This is a genomic window from Streptomyces sp. NBC_00316, from assembly GCF_036158715.1.
Classification (GTDB): Bacteria; Actinomycetota; Actinomycetes; order Streptomycetales; family Streptomycetaceae; genus Streptomyces.
Genome location: NZ_CP108023.1, coordinates 1779550 through 1799455, shown reverse-complemented (window position 1 = coordinate 1799455; position 19906 = coordinate 1779550). Strand labels below are relative to the sequence as shown.

The window sequence follows — 19906 nt, the reverse complement described above, 5'->3', positions numbered from 1 at the left end:
GCGGTCCGGCCCGTCGCGAGGACGGGGCTACGGCTGCTCCACACGGTGCAGGACCAGGCAGAACGGGTGCCCCGCCGGATCGGCGTAGACCCGCCACGGCCGCTCGGCCCGCTCCGCGTCCGCCGCCCCGCCCCCGGATCCGTCCGCGCTCCCGTCATCGAGCACGGTCGCACCCGCCGCGAGGACCTCCGCCTGCGCCGCGTCCAGGTCCGGCACACCGAAGTCCAGATGGAACTGCTGAGGGTGCGCCGGGTCCGGCCACCGCGGCGGGCAGTGGCCGGCCGCCCGCTGGAACGCGAGGACGAGACCGGCGCCGGTGTGCAGCGTCGCCCAGTCCTCGTCGAGCCCCCACCGCCGGTCCGGCTCGTTGACCCGGCCGCCGGCGACCGAACGGTAGAACTCGGCGAGACGTACGGGATCGGGGCAGTCGAGCACCACGCACTGAAGTTCGGCGATCATGGCCGGGATCCTAATCCGGCTCCGGAGCCCCCGATGGGGCGGCGCCTTCACCGGAGCACGGCTTCACCGGCGTGCTGCCCCTTGCCCGAGCACGGCCCGCACATCCCGCACGACGGTCGCCGCCGTTTCCACCGCCGCCACGTCCAGCACCCGCAGCGCCTCACCCACCCGCTCGGCGAAGTCCGCCGGAGTCTCCGGCAGCTGCGCGGCCGCCGCCAGCGCGCCCTTCTCGTTCAGGCACCAGGTGCGGTGGTGGGCGTGGAGGGACTGGGCGAGGATCCCGAACGCCTTCGACAGGCACAGTGCGACATGCAGGGTGTCGCCGGAAGGGGCCGACTTGCGTGCCGCGGCCACCGAGAAGTCCGCCTCCCAGGCGGCGTCGGCGAGTGCTGCGCGCAGCGGCTCCGGGTAGCTGCGCGTCTCTTTTTGAAGGTGCGTCACTTCGCGGTACGGATCGGTCAGTACGTGGCCGAGCGCGACCTCGCCCGGATAGCAGGGGGACCAGAATCCCAGCGGATGGCCGGGCTGGATGCCCACCTCGAAACGGCCCGCGCGGCAGTCGGACCAGACCCGCTCGACCCGGTCCAGGTCGCGCAGGATCCAGTCCACCGGCGTGTCCTTCACCCGTAGCCACGCACCACCGTTGGCCCAGGGCCCCCAGCCGCCGGGACCCGCCACCTCCACCGGGGAGCCCTGCGCGTCCGACGCGAGCGCGGTGAGCGCGGCCAGGTCGGGAGCACCGCGGTAGTAGACGCCGAGGTCCCAGTCGGAGTCCGGCCGATGGGCGCCACGCGCGCGGCTGCCGCCGAGGACGACGGCCCGGATGCCGGGCACTGCGGCCAGCTGCACCGCCATGTCGTGGATTTCTGGTACGACCGCAAAGTCTGTGTTCATCGGCCGCGACGTTACCCGCGGCCCGGTCGTCGGAGCAGCGGAATATCCTTGAGCCCTTGGCCGTCGGCTGACAGAGGAGTCCGCAGGTGCCGTCGATGCTCGATGCCGTCGTCGTGGGGGCGGGACCCAACGGACTGACCGCCGCTGCCGAACTGGCCCGCCGTGGCTTCTCGGTGGAGGTGTTCGAGGCGGAGGAGACCGTCGGGGGCGGTGCCCGCACCGAGGAGCTCACCCTCCCCGGCTTCCGCCACGACCCGTGTTCCGCCGTGCACCCGCTGGCCGTAGGCTCACCCGCGTTCAACGGGATGCCGCTCGCCCGGTACGGCCTGGAGTGGCTCCAGCCCGAGCTGTCGCTCGCCCACCCCTTCCCGGACGGCTCGGCCGCGGTGCTCACCGGTTCGGTGGGGGAGACCGCCATGTCGCTCGGGCCGCAGGACGCGGGGGCATACCGCAGACTGCTCGCCCCCTACCTCGGCCACTGGAACACGCTCGCCGAGGACTTCCTGCGGACCCCGTGGGACGGGCTGCCGCGCGATCCGTACCGATGGGTGCGGTTCGGGCTGGACGCGATCCAGCCCGCCACGCTTCTCTCCCGGCGCTTCCGGGGCGCGAAGGCGCGCGGCCTGTTCGCCGGGCTCGCTGCTCACGCCATAGCTCCCACCAGCGGAATCGCCACCGGTGGCATCGCACTGCTCTTCGCGCTCGCCGCGCACGAGAACGGCTGGCCGGTGCCGCGCGGCGGCTCGCAGTCCATCTCCGACGCCCTTGCGTCGTACGTACGCGAACTGGGCGGCACGATCCGTACCGGAACGGAGGTCAAGCGTCTCGACGAGCTGCCGCCCGCGCGCGCCTACATCTTCGACACCTCGCCGACCGCCCTTGCGCGGATCGCCGGACTCGGCCGTGCCTATCGCGACTACCGCTACGGCGCCGCCTGCTTCAAGATCGACTACGCGCTGTCGGGCCCCGTCCCCTGGACCGCGAAGGAGGCCCGGAAGGCGGGCACCGTTCATGTCGGCCCCACGGCCGGTGAGATCGACGGTGCGCTCCGGGCCGCTGTTGCGGGACGCGACCCGAGCGTGCCGTTCCTGATCACCGCGCAGCCCAGCCTCGTCGACCCGTCCCGTGCACCCGAGGGCCGTCATGTCTTCTGGGCGTACGGGCACGTCCCGGCGGGCTGGGAGGGCGATGCCACCGAGGTCATCGAGCGGCAGCTGGAGCGGTTCGCGCCCGGCTTCCGCGATCTGGTACTGGCGCGTGCCGTCGCGGGTCCGCCCCAACTCGCCGTGCGCAACGCCAATTACGTGGGTGGCGACATCGCCTGCGGTGCGTTCGCCGGCCTCCAGACGGTGATCCGGCCCAAGCTCGCCCGGGTGCCGTACGCGACGGCGCACCCGGCGGTGTTCCTGTGCTCGTCGGCCACGCCTCCCGGGCCCGGGGTGCACGGGATGTCCGGTCACCATGCCGCGAAGGCGGTCTGGCGGCGGCTGCGGGCGGCCTGAGCCGCAGGGCTGCCCGGGGCCGAGTGCCGCGTACTCCCCCCGGGGGTGGTCCGGGAGGAAGTACGCGGCACGAGGGTGCTCCGCAGCATCGGGAACGGTGCAGCGAGCCCTGTTCCCCCCTCAAGGGCTGTCCCGTCATCCCCGGCGGGCGCACGACGACAGCTGCGGCACCTCGCTGCGTCGTCGGAACGCCCGAATACGCCCGGTATGAGGACGCTCCTCCGCCTTGCGTTGCACCACATCCGACGTCGCGCGCTGATCCACCAGGGATGACGCGACAGCCCTTAGTTGACGTTGATTGCGGACCAGGCGGCGGCGACGGTTGCGTACTCCGTACTTCCCGCACCGTAGAGGTCGGTCGCCGCCTGCAGCGTCGCGACCCGTGCCGCGACGTAGTTGGTGGACGAGGTCATATAGGTGGTGAGCGCCCTGTACCAGATCTGGACGGCCTTGTCGCGCCCGATCCCGGTGACCGTGGAGCCGTTGGAGGTCGGCGAGTTGTACGAGACCCCGTTGATGGTCTTCGCGCCGCTGCCCTCGGACAGCAGGTAGAAGAAGTGGTTGGCCGGCCCGGACGAGTAGTGGACGTCGAGGCGGCCCACATTCTTGGACCAGGAGTCGGCCGAGGCCCCGTCCTTGCTCGGCTTGTCCATGTAGCGCAACGGGGTGCCGTTGCCGTTGATGTCGATCTTCTCGCCGATGAGGTAGTCGCCGGCGTCGCTGCTGTTGGCGGCGTAGAACTCGACAGCGGTGCCGAACATGTCGCTGGTCGCCTCGTTGAGACCGCCCGACTCGCGGCTGTACTTGAGGCCCGCGGTGGAGGCGGTGAGACCGTGGCTCATTTCGTGTCCGGCGACATCCAGCGAGGTGAGCGGCTTGACGTTGCCCGAGCCGTCTCCGTACGTCATGCAGAAGCAGCTGTCCGACCAGAAGGCGTTGACGTACGCGTTGCCGTAGTGGACGCGGGAGTACGCGGCTTTGCCGTCGCCGGCGATGCCGTTGCGGCCCAGTATGTTCTTGTAGAAGTCCCAGGTCACCGCAGCGCCGTAGTGGGCGTCGACGGCAGCGGTCTGACGGTTGGTCACCGAGCCGTTGCCCCAGACGTCATCGGCGTCCGTGAAGAGCGTCCCGGTGCCGTTGGTGCCGCCGTTCAGGTCGTACGTGGTGTGCCCGCCGCGACCGCCGTCGATGAGGTTGTAGGAGGATCCCGAGGCGGTGGTGCCGAGGGACACCGTCCCGCTGTACTGGCTGGTGCCGGACCCGGTGTCGATGGCCTCGTACGAGTAGAGCTCCTTGCCTGTGGTGGCGTCCGTGATGACGTGGCGCTCGCTCGGCGTCCCGTCGTCCTGGACGCCCTTCACCACGTTCTCGTACGCCAGCGCCGGCTTGCCGGTGGCGGCCCAGATCACCTTCCGGGCACCGGCCGCGAGTTCGGCCGCTCCGGTCGTCGACGGCACGGCGATGGTGGCGGACGTGGCCTTGGACATCCCCTTGAGGGCGCCGTCCTTCCTGGTGTGGGTGACCAGGTCGCCGCCGAGGACGGGCAGACCGTCATAGGTGCGTTCGTAGCGGGTGTGGACCGTTCCGTCGGCATCCTTGGTCACATCGCGGACGACGAGCTTCTCCTTGCCGCCGAGCTTGATCTTCGCGGCGGTCCCGGCGGCCCCGGCCTGGGCCTCCTGGATCGCAGTGACCCGCTGGGATGCGCTGAGCGGCAGTGCGGTGGCCTCGGCCTGGTGGTCCGGGGCCGCGTCGGCGGATCCTGCCTGTACGCCGATGACGACCATGGCGGCGGATGCGGCAAGGGCGGCGGCACGCAGAGTGGTTCTCACTCGTTCTCCTTCACTCGGTCCATGAGCTCCGTGAGGGGTGTGCGGTGAGAGTGGCACCCCGCAGGGACGGGGTGGCAGGTCCACGTCAGGGATTTGACCGGATCTTGTCCGTAAGCGGGTGGGCGGTGTCCGATATGCGCGGTCCGGGCGGTGGTTGCCCACGACTGTTTCGGGACCGCTGCATCGCCCGGTCGCGGTAGGTGGTCCTGTAACTCGATCTCGGCCTGTTCGAGTCGCTCGGGATCCAGGTCGCGGCTCGGGGGCCCGCAGGTGCCGATGGCGAAGTCCCGGGACGGGACGCCGTGGAGCGCGCGGACGCGCGTGAGGAAGGGACTCCTGCCCGCGGCCGAGGGCTTCGGGGCCGACGGCGGCGCGGTGTCCGGCGATGGTGACGGTGCCCTCCGGCCGCTTGACTCGGCGCAGGCGCAGGCGGTTCGACTCGACCGATCGGCTGCACGCCCTGACCCGGGTGAAGCAGAGGCCGCTCACCTTCCCGTCCGGGTCCGCTGCCTGATCGTGCGTGAGATGGACCACATTGACAGGCTCCAGGATTCTAGATCCTATATGAAATAGAGAAAGGGAGCCGATGATGACTCACACCGCAGAAACCTGGCCGATCGCCGCCGCCCTCCTGCAGTTCCCGAATGCCGGGCCCGACGGCGTCTCCACTCAGGAGCAGAGCGCCGAGCAGTGGGCCGCGAGCCTGCAGGACGTCGTGGACGCCGGGTTCACCGAAGTCGACCTCACGGACGGCTGGCTGCGCCCCGGCGACCTCGCCCCCGCCCGCCTCGAGGAACTGCGGGACACGCTCTCCAAGGTCGGTCTGAGCGCACCGGCCATCTCCGCGATCCGCCGCAGCGTCATCGACCCCGTCGACGGCGACGCCAACCTCGCCTACTCGCACCGCACCATCGACGCGGCCGCTGCTCTCGGCGTCCCGCTCGTCTCGGTCGGCCTGCACCGGCCGCTCACCCCCGAGCAGCAGGCCGTGCTCTGGTTCTGGACGGTGCCGGGCCCCAAGGACCCGGTCGGCGATCGCGAGACCTGGGACAAGGCCGTCACCCGCCTGCGCGAACTCGCCGACCACGCAGCCTCGGTGGGCGTCGAGCTGTCCCTGGAGATGTACGAGGACACCTACCTCGGCACCGCGGACTCCTCCGTCGCCCTGCTCACCGACATCGGCCGTGACAACGTCGGCCTGAATCCGGACCTCGGCAACCTCATCCGGATGCAGCGCCCCATCGAGTCCTGGGAGTCGATGGTCACCAAGACGCTGCCGCACGCCAACTACTGGCACGTGAAGAGCTACTACCGTGTCGAGGACCCCGCCACGGGGACCGTTCTGACCTCCCCGGCTCCCATGGAGTCCGGCTTCGTCAGTTACCGCCAGGCCGTCAGGATCGCCCTTGCGCACGGCTACACCGGCGCGTTCTGCGTCGAGCACTACGGCGGCGACGGCCTGAGCGTGGCCGCCTCCAACCGCGACTACCTCAGGCGCATCCTGCCGCGCCGCACCGAGGCCTGAGCGGCACTCCGCGCAGCCCCGGCCCACGGGGGGACACGGCGTCGTGACGCGCGGCCACCACGCGCCACGCACCAGGGTGGCGGGGCCTGCCCGACGCGCAGGCCCCGGCCGGCCCGTCCCTGCCCGCATGAGCCGGGCCCGGGCCGGCCGCCGCCGCCCGGACCCGGCCGGGCCCCTCCGCGTGGCGTGCCCGCGCCGTACGGCCCGTACCCGACAGGCCGCCCCTCGGTGCGACGACGCAATCCCGCACCCGCACCCGCCAGTACCTCTCCGACAAGGAGCTCACCCGCCATGACCCGGCTCTTCGACGACCCCGACCGCTTCAGCGAGGACCAGCTGCGAGGCTTCGCCGCGGCCTATCCGGAGCACGTCACCGTGGTGCCCGGCGGTGTCGTCCGCACCCGGCCGCAGGGCGCCGGCCGCGTGGCCGTCGTCGTCGGCGGAGGCTCGGGCCACTACCCCGCATTCAGCGGACTGGTGGGTGAGGGGCTCGCGGCGGGCGCCGTGGTCGGCAACATCTTCACCTCGCCCTCCGCCCGCCAGGCGGAGTCCGTGGCGCGGGCCGCCGACACCGGCGCGGGCGTCCTCTTCTCCTTCGGCAACTACGCGGGCGACCGCATGAACTTCGGCATGGCCCAGGCCCGCCTGCGCGATGCCGGCATCGATACCCGCACCGTCCTGGTCACCGACGACGTGGCCAGCGCCCCCGCCGAGCGGCGCCACGAACGCCGAGGCATCGCGGGCGACTTCACCGTCTTCAAGGTCGCCGGCGCAGCCGCCGAGGAGGGCCTCGACCTCGACGGCGTCGAAGCCGCCGCCCGCCACGCCAACGACCGTACGTACTCCTTCGGCATCGCCTTCGACGGCTGCACCATGCCCGGCGCCGACACTCCGCTGTTCACGGTTCCCGAGGGCAAGATGGCCATCGGCCTCGGGATCCACGGCGAACCCGGCGTGCGTGACGCCGACATGGCCGATGCCCCGACGATCGCCCGGACCCTCGTGGAGCGGCTCCTCGCCGAGCGCCCGGAAGGGGCGGGCCCCCGCGTCGCCGCGATCCTCAACGGTCTGGGCGCCACCAAGTACGAGGAACTGTTCCTGCTGTGGGGGCATGTCGGCGACGCCCTGGCCGAGGCCGGACTCACCGTGGTGCGGCCCGAGGTCGGCGAACTCGTCACCAGCCTCGACATGGCCGCCTGCTCCCTCACCCTGATGTGGCTCGACGAGGACCTGGAGCGCCGGTGGTGTGCCTCTGCCGACGCCCCCGGCTTCAGCCGCCTGCCGCTGCCGAAGGCCTCGGACCGGCCGCGCGACCTGCCCGACGCGATAGCCGGGGCCCCGGTCACCGAGGGGGACGCCGCCTCGCGTACCGCCGCTGCCACAACCCTGGCCGCCCTGCACGCGCTGCGCACCGCGCTGCACGACGCCGCCGTGGAACTCGGCCGGATCGACGCGGTCGCCGGTGACGGCGACCACGGGCGCGGCATGACCAAGGGCGTCGACGCGGCCGTACGGGCTGCCGAGGAGGCCGACTCACGCAAGGCGGGCGCCCGTTCGCTGCTCAGCGCTGCCGCCGACGCCTGGGCCGACGAAGCCGGCGGCACCTCCGGTGTCCTGTGGGGAGTCGCCCTGCGCGCCCTGGCCCAGGAGCTCGGCGACACGGGCCGGGCGGGCGGCGTCCGCGCCGCCTCGGGTGCCCGCGCCGCTCTCGACGCCGTCACCTCGCTCGGCGGTGCCAGGCCCGGCGACAAGACCCTCGTCGACGCACTCACCCCACTCGTCGACACCTTCACGGCGGGGGTGGCACGGGGCGAGGACCCTCTCTCGGCCTTCGCGAAGGCCGCCGACGCGGCCACCGAGGCAGCCGACGCCACCGCCGGACTCACCCCGCGCCTGGGCCGCGCCCGGCCGCTGGCCGAACGCAGCGTCGGCACCCCCGACGCCGGAGCCCTCTCCCTGGCCCTGTGCGCCCGCACCGTCGCGGCGCTGCTCGGCAACGCCTGACAGCGGCCGTGACGTACACGGCCTGAACGACCCCGACGATCCCCACCACTCCACGGGAAACCCGACATGACGCAGAACCAGCACCCCGCTCCGCTCCGCATCGTCATCGGCTGCGACGACGCCGGATACGCGTACAAGGAAGCGCTCAAGGCCGACCTGGAGGCCGACCCGCGCGTCGCGTCCGTCACCGATGTCGGCGTGGCCGCGGGCGAGCACACCGCCTACCCGCACATCGGCGTGGCTGCCGCCCGCGTGGTCGCCGACGGGGAGGCCGACCGGGCCCTGCTGCTGTGCGGCACCGGACTCGGCGTCGCGATCAGCGCCAACAAGGTGCGGGGCATCCGTGCCGTCACCGCTCACGACAGCTTCTCCGTCGAGCGCGCGGTGCTCAGCAACAACGCCCAGGTCCTCACCATGGGCCAGCGCGTCATCGGCCTCGAACTCGCCCGCCGGCTGGTGCGCGAGTGGCTCGGCTACCGCTTCGACGCGTCCTCGCCCTCGGGCGAGAAGGTGGCGGTCCTCGACGCCTACGACACGGTGGGGGCCGCCGGTCCCGAGGACGAGCCCGTCGCCTGCTGACGCCCTTCTCGACGCGGCCTGCCCCGTCGTGAAACACCCCCTGCCACGACTTACAACGACGTAAGGATGCACCCGCATGTCTCCGCTCGTCCTGCCCCGGGCCGACGTCCTGGCCGCGGCGACCTCGCCCTGGACCGGGCACGACACCCGGCTCATCGTCATGGTCGCCCTCGCCATCGGCGTGATCATCTCGCTGATCGCGATCCTGGACTTCCATCCGTTCGTTGCCCTCATCGCCGGTTCCGTCGTCCTCGGCATCGGCTCGGGCACCGAACTGTCCAAGGTCGTCGACTCGTTCAGCGCCGGCATGGGCTCCACGCTCGGTTCGACCGGAGCGCTGATCGCGCTCGGGGCGATCCTCGGCAAGCTCCTCGCCGACTCGGGAGGTGTCGACCGGATCGTCGAGACCATCGGCTCGCGGTCCGGACCCCGGCTGCTGCCGTGGTCGATGGCGCTGATCGCCGCGGTCATCGGACTGCCGATGTTCTTCGAGGTCGGCCTCGTCCTGCTGGTTCCGATCATCGTGGTCATGGCCAAGCGGACGAACACGCCGCTGGTGCTGCTCGCCGTGCCCGCCCTCGCAGGCCTGGGCACCATGCATGCCTTCGTGCCGCCGCACCCCGGCCCGCTGGTCGCCGTCAGCGCGCTCAACGCCGACGTCGGCACCACGCTCGGCCTGGGCCTGCTCGCGGCGATACCCACCGTCATCATCGCGGGCCCGCTCTACGGGAAGTTCATCGCGCGCCATGTGCGCAGCGAGGCCCCGGCCGAGCTCGTCGCCTCCCTCGTCAAGGAGGCGGACCGGGCGCGGGACGGCGGCGCGGACCGACGCCTGCCGAGCTTCGCAGTCTCCGTCGGCGCCGTCGCCCTGCCCGTCGTGCTGATGCTCGCCAAGTCGGTCGCCGACATCGCCTTCCCCGGTGACGCCTGGTACAACCACCTGCTGGACTTCCTCGGTACGCCGCTCGTCGCGATGTTCATCGCCGTGCTCGTCGCCATGGTCGTCTTCGGTTTCCGGCTCGGCCGCAACCGCGCCGAGGTCCGTACGACGGTGTCCGCGGGCCTGCCCGCCGTCGCCGGCATCCTCCTCGTCGTCGGCGCCGGCGGCGGCTTCAAACAGCTCATCGTGGACACCGGAGTCGCCGACGCGATCGGCAAGTTCGCCGCGGAGGCGCACATGCCGCTGCTCGTCCTCGGCTGGCTGCTCGCCGTCCTGATCCGGCTGGCCACCGGCTCGGCCACCGTCGCCACCACCGCCGCGGCGGGCATCATGGCTCCGATGGTGGCGGGCACCCCGCCGGTGGAGGCCTCCCTGATCGCGCTCGCCGTGGGTGCGGGATCGCTCTTCTTCTCGCACGTCAACGACGCCGGCTTCTGGCTGGCGAAGGAGTACTTCGGGATGAGCGTCTCCCAGAACATCAGGACCTGGTCGGTCCTCTCGACCATCGTCGCCGTGATGGGCCTGGCCATGTCCCTGCTCATGTACGCGGTCTTCGTCTGACGCCGGTCCCCGTCCGACGTCCGTCACAGCTGCGCCGTCCGCGATGCCGGCGGGCCGCCGGTTCCCGTACGAGAGCCCGTACGGGAACCGGGACCGGACCGCCCACCCGCGGACCCGTAAGAGAATCTGTCCACGCGGCCCCGCACGACCGCATCCCGCAAGGAAGAAGCATCCGATGTCCGCTGAGAACTCCGCCTCCACCACCGCCGTGCTCGGCCTGGGCGCCATGGGCCTGCCCATGGCCACCCGCCTCGCCGGTACCTTCCCGGTCCGGGCCTTCGACGTCTTCGAGGAGCGCCGCACCCTCGCCGCGCAGGCCGGCGCCACGCCCGCAGCCACTCCGGCCGAGGCCGCGCAGGGCGCCGATGTGGTCGTCATCGCCGTACGCGACCAGGAACAGCTGGAGTCCTGCCTGTTCGGCGGCGGGATCGTCGAGCACGGCGCCGCCGAGTCGCTGCGCGAGGGCGCGGTCGTCGTGGTCACCTCGACCGTCGGCGTCGACGGCGTCCAGGCCGTCGCGGCGCGCCTCGCCGCGCAGGGCGTACGGCTCGTCGACGCGCCCGTCAGCGGTGGCGCCGTGCGCGCCGGCACCGGTGAACTGCTGATCATGGTCGGTGCGGACGACGCGGCCCTCGCCGCCGCCCGGCCGGTCCTCGACCGGCTCGCCTCCACGCTGCACATCGTCGGTCCCCGCGTCGGCGACGGCCAGATCATGAAGACCGTCAACCAGCTCCTGTGCGGCATCCACACCGCGGCCGCCGCCGAGTCCCTCGCGCTCGCCCGCGCTCTCGGCATCGACCTTGACCGCGCCGTCGACGTCCTGGGTCAGGGCGCCGCCGCGTCCTTCATGCTGGCCGACCGCGGTCCGCGCATGGTCCAGCAGTACGACGTGAAGGAGGACGGCACCGGCGGGCCCGAGCTGCGCTCCCGCCTGGACATCATCCGCAAGGACATGAACATCGTGGTGTCCCTCGCCAAGAAGGCCGGCGTCGCCACCTCCGTGGCCGCAGCGGCCGACCAGCTCTACCAGCTCGCCATCAGCCAGGGACTGGCCGCCGAGGACGACTCGGCGCTGATCACACTGCTCTCTCCGCGCACCGCGCACTGACCACGCCCCGTGAAGGGGAGGAGCAGCCGCTCCGACTAGGCTGAAAGCTGGTCCGCCGGGAGTATCCGGCACGTCACAGGGAGAATCAACGATGGGACCAGTCGGCAGGCAGGTGCGCCCGGCCGGGCTTGGCCGGACCGTCCTCATGGACGAGGCGTACGACGCGCTGCTCGCTCTGATCCTCGACGAGGGCCTGGCGCCGGGCACGCCCCTGCGCATCGACACCATCGCCAAGGACTGGGGCGTCTCGCCGACGCCGCTGCGCGAGGCGCTCGCCAAGCTGGAGAACACCGGCCTGGTCGTACGCGTCCCGCACCGCGGCTACACGGTCGCCCCGCTTCTGGACGACGGCGGGTTCCGTGAACTGATGGGTGCCCGGCTGCTCATCGAGCCGTACAGCGCCCGCCAGGCATGCGAGCGGGACGCGGCGGGCACGGCACACGCACTGGCGGAGAGCCACCGGCTGATGGAAGCGGCGGCGGCACAGCGCGCGGCGGACGACTTCCGCGCCTACCTCCAGGCCGACTCCGCCTTCCACGCCACCATCGCCCGTGCCGCCGGCAACCGCTTCCTCTCCGCGGCGATCGACCCGCTGGGCGCCCACATCCAGCGCTTCCGCCGTTTCACCGGCGGCCGTGTCACCGACACGCAGGAGGCGCTGGCCGAACACGCCGCGGTGCTGAGCGCGTTCGAGACAGCGGATGCGGATGCCTGCGAGTCGGCGATGCGCGCGCATCTGGAGGGCGTGGCGCACCGGTCGTTCGGTCACTGACCGCCGGGGTCCCACGGCTGCGTCCCTCCGTACGGCCGTGCTTCCCACGGCTGCGTCCCTCCCCCTTCCGGAGTCTGGAAGGGCTGGTTCCCCGCAGTCGGAGCAGCCGGGTCCTCCGGGGCCCGAACGGCCGGGTTCCTGACGCCCGAAGCGGCTGGATTCTGCCCCCGGAAGGGGTTCAGCCGCTCATCGGCATGCCCGGAATGATCAATTCCATTTAGTCGAGAAAAGTGCACGGACCCTCTTGACCTGGCTCTTTATACCTGTGCATGCTGCACGCACCTTTTTGTCAATGGCGTGAACTTATCTGGCGCCGACCCGGCCCTCCCCACGGCGCCGCAGGTGTACAGGCCAGGTGTGCAGGCCGCGAGCAGGAGCCCCATGAACCACTGGAACGACACGTCGCTCGGCGACGACGAGCGGGTCAAGGCCCTCATGGCCGAGATGACGCAGGCCGAGAAGCTGGCCCAGCTCGGCAGCTACTGGGCCAAGGCCAATGTCGGCAGCGGAGACGCCCGGGTCGCCCCGATCGAGGAGGCCCTCGCCGCCCGTGCCGGCGAGTCCACGGCCCTCGCTCACGGTATCGGCCACCTCACCCGCCCCTACGGCACCCGCCCCCTCACTCCCGAGGAGGGCCGCGCCGAACTCGTACGCCTGCAAAGGCTTCTGACCGACACCACCCGGCTGGGCATCCCCGCCATCGCCCACGAGGAGTGCCTCACCGGATTCGCCGCCCTCGGCGCCACCGTCTACCCCACGCCCCTGGCCTGGGCCGCGACCTTCGACACCGGACTGATCGAGGAGATGGGCGCCGCGATCGGCCGCGACATGGCGTCCGTGGGCGTCCACCAGGGGCTCGCCCCGGTCCTGGACGTCGTACGTGACTACCGCTGGGGCCGTGTCGAGGAGACCCTCGGCGAGGACCCCTATCTGACCGGGCTCATCGGCACCGCCTATGTGCGCGGCGTGCAGTCCCACGGCGTCATCGCCACCCTCAAGCACTTCGCGGGGCACGCCGCATCGAGGGGGGCCCGCAACCACGCGCCCGTCTCCATCGGCCCCCGCGAGATGGCCGATGTGATCCTGCCTCCGTTCGAGATGGCCGTGCGCGAAGGCGCCGTGGGCTCGGTGATGAACACCTATACCGACCAGGACGGTGTCCCTGCCTGCGCCGACGAGCACCTCCTGACGACCGTGCTGCGCGAGCAGTGGGGCTTCACCGGCACGGTCGTCTCCGACTACGGGTCGATCGCGTTCCTGCAGACCATGCACCGCGTCGCCGCCACCGAGGCCGACGCGGCCCGCCTCGCGTTGAGCGCCGGCATGGACATCGAACTGCCCAATACCCGTTGCTACGGCGGCCCTCTCGCCCAGCAGCTCGACGCAGGGCAGGTCGCGCCCGAGCTCCTGGACCGTGCCGTCGAACGCGTCCTGCGCCACAAGCTCCGGCTCGGCCTTCTGGACGCCGGCTACACCCCGGAGGCGGACGCCGGCGTCGGCACCCCGGTCGACCTGGACTCCCCGGCGAACCGCGCGCTCGCCCGCACCGTCGCCGAACGCTCCGTCGTCCTGCTCGCGAACGAGGGCGCCGCCCTGCCCCTGGAAGGCGCCCGCACTCCCGTCATCGCCCTGATCGGCCCGGGCGCCGACGACTCCGGCACCTTCCTGGGCTGCTACTCCTTCCCCAACCATGTGCTGCCCAAGTATCCCGGCCACCCGGCGGGACTGGCTCTGCCCAGCCTGCGCGAGGCGCTCACCGCCGAGCTGCCGGACGTCACCTTCACCTACGAGCAGGGCTGTGCGGTGAGCGGCGACGACCGCTCCGGTCTGCCCGCCGCCGCCCGCGCCGCCGCCTCGGCCGATCTGGCTCTGGTCGTCGTCGGTGACCGCTCCGGAATGTTCGGCAACGGCACCTCGGGGGAGGGATGCGACGCACCCGATCTCGATCTGCCGGGCGTGCAGACGCAGTTGCTCGAGGAAGTGCTCGCCACCGGCGTCCCGGTCGTCCTGCTCGTCGTCTCCGGCCGCCCCTACGCGCTCGGAGGTCTCGCCGAGCGCTGTGCGGCCGTCGTGCAGACGTTCATGCCCGGCGAGGAGGGAGGCCCCGCACTGGCCGGCGTACTGTCGGGCCGGGTCACCCCGAGCGGCAAGCTGCCCGTACAGATCCCGGCCACTCCGGGAAGCAGTCCGGGCACCTACCTCAACCCGCCCCTCGGCCGCTTCAGCGACGGCATCAGCGTCCTCGACAACACGCCCCTGTACCCCTTCGGGCACGGCATCTCGTACACCTCGTTCGGCTACGAGGACCTGCGTGTCGCCCATGACGGGCGCGTCCCCACCGACGGGTTCATCGAGGTCTCCTGCGTTGTGCGCAACACCGGCGAGCGCGCGGGCCGGGAGACCGTCCAGCTGTACTACGACGACCCCGTCGCGCAGGTCGCCCGCCCCACCCAGCAGTTGGTGGCCTTCGACACCGTCGGCCTCGAGCCCGGTGAGCAGGCTCGGGTGTCCTTCAGGGTGCACGCCGACCAGACCTCGTACACCAAGGACGCCTCGGGCGACGGACGGCGCATCGTCGAACCCGGCACCATCCGCCTCATGCTCGGCTCCTCCAGCGGTGACATCCGGCTGAGCGCCGACATCGAACTCACCGGGCCGCAGCGCCGGGTGGGCGCGGACCGCCACCTCACCCACTCCTGACCAGCCCTCACGGCTTTCCGGGAACCCACGCCCGGCCCCACGGGCCGGGCGTGGCTCCCCGCCGAGAGCCTCCTGCCGCAGCCGGCGACGGTCGAGCCCCGCCTCGCGCCGTGCCTCCGCATGGCTGCGCACGTCCTGCCCGCTCACAAGGAAGCAGCCCTCACCGTGACCACGGACACCCTCCGCAGCGCCACCGGCGCGCCCCCGGCCGGCGAGTCCGCCGCCACCGCACAGGCCGTGCCGGACCCCCGGCCCCGACTGGTCGTCGGCATGGCGGCAGGTCAACTCGGCCTGTTCCTGGCCCTGTTGACGCCCATCCTGGTCAGCCTGCAACTCAAGGTGCAGTCGATCGTCCCCGAGGGCGACCAGGTCACCTCGCTCGGCATCATCACCACGACGGGCTCGGTGGCGGCGATGCTGGCCAACCCGTTCTTCGGGCGCCTCAGCGACCGCACCACCAGCCGTTTCGGCCGCCGCAGGCCATGGCTCGTCCTGGGCATGCTGGGCCTGCTCCTCGGACTGGTGATCATCGCGACGGCGAGCGGTGTCGCCACCATCACCATCGGCTTCGTCATCGCCTCCGCATCCGCCAACGCGGCACTGGCCGCCTTCGTCGCGACCGTCGCCGACAACGTCCCCGAGCACAAGCGCGGCAAGATCAGCGGGCTGCTCGGCATCATGCAGAACCTGGCACCCACCGCGGGCACCTGGATCGCCAGGTCCTTCACCGACCAGATGCTGCTGCTCTTCCTGGTCCCCAGCGTCATCGGCATCCTCCTGGTGATCGGCTACGTCCTGGTCCTGCCGGACAAGCCGCTGGAGCAGAAGCCTCCGCGGGAGGGGTTCAAGGCCGTTCTGCGCACGTACTGGGTCAGCCCCAAGCAACACCCGGACTTCGCCTGGGCCTGGCTCTCGCGCTTCCTGCTGACCCTCGCCAACTGGATGTTCACCACCTTCCGTCTCATCTACCTCCAGCACGAAATGCGGCTCACCACGGCCGAGGCGACCGAGACGCTCGCCACCGGCGTCCTCATCTACGGACTGTGCGTGATGGGCTCGGCGCAGGCCGCGGGCTGGCTCTCGGACCGCTTGGGACGCCGCAAGCCGTTCATCGCCACGGCCGCGGTGCTGTTCGGTGTCGGGATGCTGATCCTCAGCCAGTCCGACACCATCGCCCTGTTCTACTGCGCGGAGATCGTCCTGGGCCTGGGCTTCGGCACCTACCTCGGCGTCGACCTCGCCCTGGTCATCGACGTGCTGCCGGACCCGGAGAACCCCTCCAAGGACCTCGGTATCTTCAACATCGCGATGTCGGCCCCGCAGATCTTCGCCCCCGCACTCGGAGCGCTGCTCATCTCCCTCGGCGGCGGCCACAACTACTCGATCCTGCTGATCACTTCCTCGCTGGTGTGCCTCGGCGGCGCACTGGCGATCCTGCCGGTGCGCAAGGTGCACTGACAGCCATGTGGAGCGTCAAGGGCCGTCCGGGCGACGGGAACACGGCATCATGGCCGCATGCGCAAACGTGAGGCCGTCACCGTCACCCTGGTACGTGGTGACATCACAGGGCAGTCCGTCGATGCCATCGTCAACGCGGCGAACTCCTCCCTGCTCGGCGGCGGCGGGGTGGACGGCGCGATCCATCGCCGCGGCGGCCCGGAGATCCTCGCCGCGTGCCGGGAGCTGCGCGCCTCCCGGTACGGAAAGGGGCTGCCGACCGGGCAGGCCGTCGCCACCACGGCCGGGAATCTCGACGCCCGATGGGTGATCCACACCGTCGGACCGGTCTGGAGCAGCGCCGAGGACCGGTCCGCGCTGCTGGCCTCGTGCTACCGCGAGTCTCTGCGGGTGGCCGCCGAGCTGGGCGCGCGTGTCGTGGCCTTTCCCGCCATCTCGACCGGCATCTACGGCTGGCCCATGGACGACGGGGCGCGCATCGCCGTCCGTACGGTGCTGGCGGAGGCTGCCGCTCCGGTCGAGGAGGTGCGCTTCGTCCTCTTTGACGCGCACGCGTACGTGGAGTTCGAAGAGGTCCTGGCAGCGCAAGGCTGATGTCGGATTCTCGCCAGCCCCGGCCCGTCCGGTGGCCCATGCTTGAAGCATGTACACCGACACCGAGCGCTGCGTACGGGCCGTCCAGTCCAAGGACGCCCGCTTCGACGGCTGGTTCTTCACGGCAGTCCTGACCACCCGGATCTACTGCCGTCCGAGCTGCCCCGTCGTGCCGCCCAAGGTCGAGAACATGACCTTCTACCCGAGCGCCGCCGCCTGCCAGCAGGCCGGCTTCCGGGCCTGCAAGCGGTGTCGGCCGGACACCAGCCCCGGCTCCCCGGAGTGGAACGCCCGCGCCGACTCGGTCGCCCGCGCGATGCGGCTCATCGGGGACGGCGTCGTCGACCGTGAGGGCGTGCCGGGGCTGGCCGCCCGGCTCGGCTACTCCGCCCGGCAGATCGAACGCCAGCTCCTCGCCGAGCTGGGCGCCGGCCCCTTGGCCCTGGCCCGCGCCCAGCGGGCCCAGACCGCCCGGCTGCTCATCGAGACGACCGGACTCCCCATGGCCGACGTGGCGTTCGCGGCCGGGTTCTCCTCCGTGCGTACCTTCAACGACACCGTCCGTGAGGTCTTCGCCCTCTCGCCCGGCGAGCTGCGTACCCGCGCCGCCCGGTCCGCGAAGCCGCCGGCGACGCCGGGCGTGATCGCGCTCAGGCTGCCGTACCGGTCCCCGCTCAATCCCTCCAACCTCTTCGGCCATCTCGCCGCGACAGCGGTCCCCGGCGTCGAGGAGTGGCGCGACGGCGCCTACCGCCGCACGCTCACCCTCCCGCACGGGCACGGCATCGTCGCCCTCACCCAGCACCCCGACCACATCGCGTGCCGGCTCTTCCTCACCGATCCGCGCGACCTCACCCTCGCCATCAGCCGCTGCCGCTGGCTGCTCGACCTGGACGCCGACCCGGTCGCCGTGGACGACCGGCTGAGGGCCGACCCACTGCTCGCCCCGCTGGTGGACAAGGCGCCGGGCCGGCGGGTGCCGCGTACGGTCGACGGGGCGGAGTTCGCCGTACGGGCGGTGCTGGGCCAGCAGGTCTCCACGGCTGCGGCCCGCACCCACGCGGCCCGTCTGGTCACCGCGCACGGCGTCCCGGTCGACGATCCGGAGGGCGGCGGCCTCACCCACCTCTTCCCGGTACCCGAGGCGCTCGCCGGTCTCGACCCGGAGCGGCTCGCCCTGCCCCGCAGCCGCCGCACCACCCTCACCACACTCGTCGGCGCGCTCGCCGACGGCTCGCTGCGGCTCGGCACCGACACCGACTGGGCGAAGGCCCGGGCCGAACTGACGGCACTTCCCGGCTTCGGCCCATGGACCGTCGAGGTCATCGCCATGCGGGCGCTCGGCGACCCGGACGCCTTTCTCCCCACCGACCTCGGCATCCGGAGGGCGGCGGCCGAACTCGGCCTCCCGTCGACGCCCGCGGCGCTCACCGCGCGCGCGGCGGCCTGGCGCCCCTGGCGGGCGTACGCCGTCCAGTATCTGTGGACCGTCGACGACCATCCCATCAACCACCTTCCTGCCTGAGGGAGTTCACCCATGACCTCGACACACACCGCGACCAGGCAGCACACGGTCGTCGACAGTCCGTACGGTCCACTGACCCTCGTCGCCACCGACGGCGTGCTCTCGGGGCTCTACATGACCGGGCAGCGGCACCGCCCGCCCGAGGAGACCTTCGGCGAGCCCGATCCGCGCCCGTTCGCCGAGGCGGTCCGGCAGCTGGACGCCTACTTCCGCGGCGCACTGCGAGAGTTCGACCTGCCGCTGCACCTGGACGGGACTCCGTTCCAGCGCAGTGTGTGGGAACAGCTCCGGCAGATTCCGTACGGCGAGACACGCTCGTACGGAGAACTCGCCGAGAACCTGGGCAAGCCGGGCGCGTCGCGCGCAGTCGGCCTCGCCAACGGCAAGAACCCGGTGGGGATCATCGTCCCGTGCCACCGGGTCATCGGAGCGTCCGGCAGCCTCACCGGGTACGGCGGCGGTCTCGACCGCAAGCAGCGGCTGCTGGCCTTCGAGAACGGCATGGGGGACGACACCCCGACGCTCTTCTGAGGACTGTCCGCCATCCCCGGTGGATCAGCGCGCGGCCTCGAGGTGTGGTGCATCGCAGGGCGGAGAGGCGCCCTCGTACGGGGCGTGTTCGGACGCTTTGGCAACGCGGCGAGGTGCCGCAGCTGTCGTCGTGCGCCCGCCGGGGAATGCGGGGCGGCCCCTCAGGGCGTGTTCCGGACACGACGAAGCCCGACGGACGCACAGCGCGTCCCTCGGGCTTCGTCGTGGCTGTGTTGCGGAACCGGCTCAGGCCGTGAAGATCTCGACCACGGACCAGATCGCCAGCCCCAGCATGCACAGCCCGCCGATGCGCTGGACCGTCTTGAGCGGCACCCGCTTCGCGATGAAACGCCCGGCGAGCAGCGCCAGGGCGGAGACGGACATCAGGGCGGCCAGGGAGCCGATGGCCGTGGACCATGTGCCGTTGCTGGCAGCCAGGTTGGCCGTGGTGATCTGGGTGAGGTCGCCCCACTCGCTGATGAACACCGCCATGAACGCGGTCGAGTAGACGGGCCAGAAGCCGGTCACGGTCTTGGTCTCCGCCGCGTCGTCGCCCTCGTCGTCGCCCCCGCGCAGCAGCATGAACGCGCCGAAGGCAAAAAGGGCTGCCGAGACGAGCTTGACGATCCAGCCGGGCAGCAGCCCGAGCAGGCCGCCCGCACCGACGGCGATCGCGACATGCACGAGGAACGCGGACGACGTACCGAACCAGACGTACAGCGGGCGCATACGCGTGCCCATGGCCAGCGATGCGAACATCGTCTTGTCGGGGAGCTCCGCGAGGAAGATCAGCCCGAAGGCGGTGATGATCGCCAGGGGGTCGAGATGCATCCGGGTGGCTTTCTGTGAGAGCCGGGCCCCGGGCCTTTCCGCAAAGTGCCACTCGGGCTTTTCGGAGGACCACTCGGCCCGGCATGACTAC

The 19906-nt window shown here is 71.6% G+C and carries 16 protein-coding genes; 12 read left to right on the top strand and 4 right to left on the bottom strand.

Annotated features, from left to right (window positions below; translation table 11 throughout):
- Positions 1 to 27: 27 nt before the first annotated feature.
- Positions 28 to 459, bottom strand: coding sequence for a VOC family protein (locus tag OG878_RS07865; RefSeq protein WP_328886112.1), 432 nt, complete (start codon positions 457 to 459; stop codon positions 28 to 30).
- Between the two features lie 63 nt (positions 460 to 522).
- On the bottom strand, positions 523 to 1353 hold the full coding sequence (locus OG878_RS07860) for a nucleotidyltransferase family protein (protein WP_328886111.1): 831 nt from the start codon (positions 1351 to 1353) through the stop codon (positions 523 to 525).
- Positions 1354 to 1439: 86 nt separating this feature from the next.
- On the opposite strand from OG878_RS07860, the gene OG878_RS07855 reads away from it, so the two are divergent.
- Positions 1440 to 2855 carry a phytoene desaturase family protein gene (locus OG878_RS07855; RefSeq protein WP_328886110.1) on the top strand — a complete coding sequence of 472 codons (1416 nt, stop codon included), beginning with the start codon at positions 1440 to 1442 and terminating at the stop codon, positions 2853 to 2855.
- Between the two features lie 284 nt (positions 2856 to 3139).
- Here OG878_RS07855 and OG878_RS07850 read toward each other — a convergent pair whose 3' ends face one another.
- Positions 3140 to 4642, bottom strand: coding sequence for a M4 family metallopeptidase (locus OG878_RS07850; protein WP_328891168.1), 1503 nt, complete (start codon positions 4640 to 4642; stop codon positions 3140 to 3142).
- 634 nt (positions 4643 to 5276) lie between these two features.
- On the opposite strand from OG878_RS07850, the gene OG878_RS07845 reads away from it, so the two are divergent.
- The 11 genes from OG878_RS07845 to OG878_RS07795 all read left to right on the top strand — a co-directional run bounded on the left by OG878_RS07845 (position 5277) and on the right by OG878_RS07795 (position 18984).
- Entirely contained in the window at positions 5277 to 6212 is a 936-nt protein-coding gene (locus tag OG878_RS07845) for a sugar phosphate isomerase/epimerase family protein (protein ID WP_328886109.1), read from the top strand.
- 291 nt (positions 6213 to 6503) lie between these two features.
- The gene (locus OG878_RS07840) at positions 6504 to 8216 is read left to right on the top strand and encodes a dihydroxyacetone kinase family protein (protein WP_328886108.1); all 1713 of its coding nucleotides are present in this window, start codon (positions 6504 to 6506) and stop codon (positions 8214 to 8216) included.
- A 66-nt stretch (positions 8217 to 8282) separates the two neighbouring features.
- A complete protein-coding gene (locus OG878_RS07835) occupies positions 8283 to 8795 on the top strand; it encodes a ribose-5-phosphate isomerase (protein WP_328886107.1) in 513 nt (170 codons plus the stop codon).
- A gap of 76 nt (positions 8796 to 8871) precedes the next feature.
- Positions 8872 to 10296 carry a GntT/GntP/DsdX family permease gene (locus OG878_RS07830; RefSeq protein ID WP_328886106.1) on the top strand — a complete coding sequence of 475 codons (1425 nt, stop codon included), beginning with the start codon at positions 8872 to 8874 and terminating at the stop codon, positions 10294 to 10296.
- A 175-nt stretch (positions 10297 to 10471) separates the two neighbouring features.
- Positions 10472 to 11404 (top strand): NAD(P)-dependent oxidoreductase, encoded by a 933-nt coding sequence (locus OG878_RS07825; protein ID WP_328886105.1) that lies wholly within the window; start codon positions 10472 to 10474, stop codon positions 11402 to 11404.
- Between the two features lie 91 nt (positions 11405 to 11495).
- Complete coding sequence (locus OG878_RS07820) at positions 11496 to 12176, top strand: GntR family transcriptional regulator (protein ID WP_328886104.1); 681 nt, start codon at positions 11496 to 11498, stop codon at positions 12174 to 12176.
- A 381-nt stretch (positions 12177 to 12557) separates the two neighbouring features.
- Positions 12558 to 14876: a glycoside hydrolase family 3 protein gene (locus tag OG878_RS07815; RefSeq protein ID WP_328886103.1), complete on the top strand. Its 2319-nt coding sequence runs from the start codon at positions 12558 to 12560 to the stop codon at positions 14874 to 14876.
- A 120-nt stretch (positions 14877 to 14996) separates the two neighbouring features.
- Positions 14997 to 16334 (top strand): MFS transporter, encoded by a 1338-nt coding sequence (locus OG878_RS07810; protein ID WP_328886102.1) that lies wholly within the window; start codon positions 14997 to 14999, stop codon positions 16332 to 16334.
- A 57-nt stretch (positions 16335 to 16391) separates the two neighbouring features.
- Positions 16392 to 16928 (top strand): O-acetyl-ADP-ribose deacetylase, encoded by a 537-nt coding sequence (locus OG878_RS07805; protein WP_328886101.1) that lies wholly within the window; start codon positions 16392 to 16394, stop codon positions 16926 to 16928.
- Positions 16929 to 16977: 49 nt separating this feature from the next.
- Positions 16978 to 18453, top strand: coding sequence for an AlkA N-terminal domain-containing protein (locus OG878_RS07800; RefSeq protein ID WP_328886100.1), 1476 nt, complete (start codon positions 16978 to 16980; stop codon positions 18451 to 18453).
- Between the two features lie 12 nt (positions 18454 to 18465).
- Positions 18466 to 18984, top strand: a complete 519-nt coding sequence (locus tag OG878_RS07795) for a methylated-DNA--[protein]-cysteine S-methyltransferase (RefSeq protein WP_328886099.1) — start codon at positions 18466 to 18468, stop codon at positions 18982 to 18984.
- 246 nt (positions 18985 to 19230) lie between these two features.
- Here OG878_RS07795 and OG878_RS07790 read toward each other — a convergent pair whose 3' ends face one another.
- Complete coding sequence (locus tag OG878_RS07790) at positions 19231 to 19815, bottom strand: TMEM165/GDT1 family protein (protein ID WP_328886098.1); 585 nt, start codon at positions 19813 to 19815, stop codon at positions 19231 to 19233.
- Between the last annotated feature and the right edge of the window lie 91 nt (positions 19816 to 19906).

Coding starts and splice junctions, on each gene's coding strand:
- OG878_RS07865 (WP_328886112.1), bottom strand. CDS start 459: ATGATCGCCGAACTTCAGTGCGTGGTGCTCGACTGCCCCGATCCCGTA.
- OG878_RS07860 (WP_328886111.1), bottom strand. CDS start 1,353: ATGAACACAGACTTTGCGGTCGTACCAGAAATCCACGACATGGCGGTG.
- OG878_RS07850 (WP_328891168.1), bottom strand. CDS start 4,642: ATGGTCGTCATCGGCGTACAGGCAGGATCCGCCGACGCGGCCCCGGAC.
- OG878_RS07845 (WP_328886109.1), top strand. CDS start 5,277: ATGACTCACACCGCAGAAACCTGGCCGATCGCCGCCGCCCTCCTGCAG.
- OG878_RS07840 (WP_328886108.1), top strand. CDS start 6,504: ATGACCCGGCTCTTCGACGACCCCGACCGCTTCAGCGAGGACCAGCTG.
- OG878_RS07835 (WP_328886107.1), top strand. CDS start 8,283: ATGACGCAGAACCAGCACCCCGCTCCGCTCCGCATCGTCATCGGCTGC.
- OG878_RS07830 (WP_328886106.1), top strand. CDS start 8,872: ATGTCTCCGCTCGTCCTGCCCCGGGCCGACGTCCTGGCCGCGGCGACC.
- OG878_RS07825 (WP_328886105.1), top strand. CDS start 10,472: ATGTCCGCTGAGAACTCCGCCTCCACCACCGCCGTGCTCGGCCTGGGC.
- OG878_RS07820 (WP_328886104.1), top strand. CDS start 11,496: ATGGGACCAGTCGGCAGGCAGGTGCGCCCGGCCGGGCTTGGCCGGACC.
- OG878_RS07815 (WP_328886103.1), top strand. CDS start 12,558: ATGAACCACTGGAACGACACGTCGCTCGGCGACGACGAGCGGGTCAAG.
- OG878_RS07810 (WP_328886102.1), top strand. CDS start 14,997: ATGGCTGCGCACGTCCTGCCCGCTCACAAGGAAGCAGCCCTCACCGTG.
- OG878_RS07805 (WP_328886101.1), top strand. CDS start 16,392: ATGCGCAAACGTGAGGCCGTCACCGTCACCCTGGTACGTGGTGACATC.
- OG878_RS07800 (WP_328886100.1), top strand. CDS start 16,978: ATGTACACCGACACCGAGCGCTGCGTACGGGCCGTCCAGTCCAAGGAC.
- OG878_RS07795 (WP_328886099.1), top strand. CDS start 18,466: ATGACCTCGACACACACCGCGACCAGGCAGCACACGGTCGTCGACAGT.
- OG878_RS07790 (WP_328886098.1), bottom strand. CDS start 19,815: ATGCATCTCGACCCCCTGGCGATCATCACCGCCTTCGGGCTGATCTTC.